Origin of the sequence: Nocardia farcinica, from assembly GCF_029867845.1 — a bacterium.
Taxonomy (GTDB): Bacteria; Actinomycetota; Actinomycetes; order Mycobacteriales; family Mycobacteriaceae; genus Nocardia; species Nocardia farcinica_A.
The window spans coordinates 1-3,509 of the sequence record NZ_JARWRU010000014.1; the positions used below are offsets into that span (position 1 = coordinate 1).

3 protein-coding genes are annotated in these 3,509 nt (G+C 69.2%); all 3 read left to right on the plus strand.

The features are described from left to right. Nucleotides 1-39: 39 nt before the first annotated feature. Entirely contained in the window at nt 40-702 is a 663-nt protein-coding gene (locus QH283_RS00175; RefSeq protein WP_280500992.1) for a GNAT family N-acetyltransferase, read from the plus strand. A 38-nt stretch (nt 703-740) separates the two neighbouring features. Continuing rightward, the gene (locus QH283_RS00180; protein ID WP_280500993.1) at nt 741-2,558 is read left to right on the plus strand and encodes an IucA/IucC family protein; all 1,818 of its coding nucleotides are present in this window, start codon (nt 741-743) and stop codon (nt 2,556-2,558) included. Then, nucleotides 2,555-3,509 (plus strand): penicillin acylase family protein (locus QH283_RS00185; protein ID WP_280500994.1); only part of this gene is annotated, 955 nt, incomplete at its 3' end. The genes QH283_RS00180 and QH283_RS00185, both read left to right, overlap by 4 nt.

Below are 3,509 nucleotides of genomic sequence, written 5' to 3' on the forward strand. Positions count from 1 at the left end.
GTTTTGCTGTATGTTATGCTGTTTGACTAAGACACGGGGGTGTCCGCGCTCGCCGCCCCCTTGCTCTCCGCCCCTGTTCTCTCCGCCGGCTACCCGGGCGCCGCCGAGCGCGGGCAGCCCACCTACGAGTTCGAGCACCGCCGTATGGAGGTCGAACTCGACGCCGAGCTCGCCCACCGGTGGCTCACCCACCCGAAGTCGGCCTACTGGGGCATGCTCGACAGCACCGTCGCCGATGTCGAGGAGCTGATCCGGCACAGCGCCACCGTCGGCGGCTCGCCGGAATTCGGCCTGCGCATGGGCAGCTACCGGGGTGAGCGTTCGTTCTTCTTCGAGCTCTACAACCCCGCCGTCGGCGCCCTCGCCCAGCCGGGCACCGGCTACACCTACGCGCCGGGCGACATCGGCATGCACCTGCTGGTCTCGCCCAGCGACAAGCGCCTGCCCGGCTTCACCGCCAACGTCATGCTGCACATCATGCGCACCGCCTTCTTCGAGCTGGGCGCGCGGCGGGTGGTGGTGGAACCGGATGTGCGCAATCTCGACGTGCAGCGGCTCAACGCCGCGGTCGGCTTCGTCGTGGCAGGCGACTACCCGGTGGCCGACAAGATCGCGCGGCTGAGCTACTGCACCCGCGAGGACTTCCTGCGGGCCACCGACAACGGCCGCACCATCACGGTTCCGGCGCCGAGCAATTCGTGACCGAGCATTCGAGAGAGCAGAGTGTGAGCCCCGACGCCGTGAGCAACCCGAACCCCATCGCAGGTCAGTCCTACTGGCCGGTCTACCACCGCCGCATCGCGCGCAAGATCCTCGCCGAGTTCTGCCACGAGCGCTACATCCTGCCCGTCGAGATCGCGCCGGGACAGTACGTGGTGCACTCCGGCGACCGGCGCAGCGAGTACCACTTCCGCGCCGAGATCCTCTCGCTGGACAGCTGGAACATCGACGAGGCCTCGCTGCGGCGGGTGCGCGAGGGCGAGGAGCTCGCCGTCGACGCGCTGGAAATGATCGTGGATCTGGCCGACTTCCTCGGCATTGCGCGCGAGGCGCTGCCGGAATACCTGGAGGAGTTCACCAACACCCTGGTGATCAGCGCGGGCAGGCACGATGCGCGCCGCATCCCCGCCGCCGAACTCGCGGTCTCGGACTTCCAGACCATCGAGGCCACCATGACCGAGGGCCATCCCTGCATCGTCGCCAACGCGGGCAGGCTCGGCTTCAGCATCGACGACATCGCCCGCTTCGCCCCCGAACAGGGCAATCGCTTCCGGCTCACCTGGGTCGCGGTGCTGCGCGCGAACTCCGAATTCGCCTCGGTCACCGGCGTCGACTACGACAGCCTGGTGTGCGCCGAACTCGGCGCGGACACCCTGGCGCGCTTCGACGCGGTGCTCATCGAACGCGACCTCGACCCGGCGGACTACTACTACATGCCGGTGCACCCGTGGCAGTGGGCGCAGAAGGTGGCCCGCGTCTACGCCCTCGACATCGCCGAGGGCAAGATCGTCGAGGTCGGCGAGGCGCCGGACCTCTACCAGCCGCAGCAGTCGATCCGCACCCTGTTCAACGTCACCCGTCCCGAGCGCCAGTACGTGAAGATGGCGCTGTCGATCGTGAACATGGGCTTCACCCGCGGCATGTCGGCCGACTACATGCGGACCACCCCGCTGATCAACGACTACATCCGCGGCCGGGTCGACGGCGACGAATACCTGCGCTCCATCGGCTTTCGGATGATCTACGAGACCGCCGCCATCGGCTATCGCAACACCACGCTCGACGCGCTGACCAAGCCGGGCTCGGAGTACCGCAAGCTGCTCTCGGCGCTGTGGCGGCAGAGCCCGGTGCCGCTGGCGCAGCCGCACGAGCAGCTGACCACCATGGCCGCGCTGCTGCACGTCGACCACGAGGGCGCGCCGCTGGTGGCCGAGTTCATCCGGGTCTCCGGCCTGCCCGCAGAGGAATGGCTGGCGCGCTACCTGCGCGCCTACCTGCACCCGATCATCTACCTGCTCTACAAGTACGAGTTCAAGTTCTCCCCGCACGGCGAGAACCTCATCCTGGTGCTGGATTCCGGCGTCCCGGTGCGAGCGATCCTCAAGGACATCGGCGAAGAGGTCAACATCTTCTGCGATCCGGCCGACGTGCCGCAGAACTGCCGTCGCGCGGTGTCGCAGGAGTCCGACGAGATCCGCAACATGGGGGTGCTCTCGGACGTCTTCGACGACTACCTGCGCCACCTCGCGGCAATCCTGCACTCCGCGGGCCTGGTGTCCGACGAGACCTTCTGGGCGGTCGTCGCCGAGAGCGTCGTCGAATTCCAGGACCTGCACCCGGATCTGGACGAACGGTTCCGCCGCTGGGACCTGTTCGCCCCCACGTTCAAGGCCATCCACATGAACCGCCTGCAACTGACGAACAACCGTCGCATGGTCAACCTCGGCGACTCGTATGCCACCCTGGTCGACTCCGACCACGAACTGGTGAACCCGATCGCGGTCCACCGGCCCGCCGCCGACCGCGCCGCGCGCCGGGCGGAGGTGTCGGTCTCGTGAGCACCGCCACCCCGGCCGTGGAGATCGTGCGCGACGAGCACGGCATCCCGCACATCACCGCCGATTCGGCCACCGGCGCGCTGTTCGGCCAGGGCTACGCCTGCGGCGTGGACCGCGCCTGGCAGATCGAGTACCTGCGGCTGCGTGCCGAGGGCCGCACCGCCGAGATCGTCGGCCCGGTCGGCGTGAGCTGGGACGAGTTCGCCCGCCGCGCCCGCATCGACGCCGCCGCGCGCAGGCTGTTCGAAGCCTCCTCCGAGCGCACCCGTGCCCTGGTCCAGGCCTATGCCGACGGTGTCGACGCCGCCCTCGCCGGCGCGGACGCGCTGGAGCTGACCGAATTCGAGCACCGGCCCACTGCGTGGCGGCCCTGGACACCGATCTCGATCTTCATCGTCCACCACATCCTGTTCGGCCGGTTCACCACCAAGCTGTGGCGACTGCACGCCGTGCGGGCGCTGGGCCGCGACGCGCTGCGCCTGTTCGACTGCGAGGGCGTGGACGAGTCGTGGGACAGCGTGCCCGCCCTGCCCGACGAGGCCTTCCTCACCGAGGTGCTGGCCGAATTCGCCGGTGCCGCGAGCGGCGGGCAGCCCGACCGCACCTCCTTCGGGGAACCGCTGTCGGGCAGCAACGCCTGGGGCGTGGCCGCCGCGCACACCGCCACCGGTTCCCCGCTGATCGCGGGCGACCCGCACCGCTTCCTCGAACTGCCAGGCATCTACCAGCAGGTGCACCTGGCCGCGCCCGAATTCGACATCGCCGGTTTCGCTTTCGCCGGCGTGCCCGCGGTGCCGCATTTCGCGCACGCCGGTCCGGTGGCCTGGGGCATCACCAATGCCATGGGCGACTACCAGGACCTGTACTTCGAGCGCCTGACCCGCTCCGGCGACCAGGTGCTCGCCGCGACCGCCGACGGGCCGCGCGCCGCCACCCGGTCCACCGAGCAGA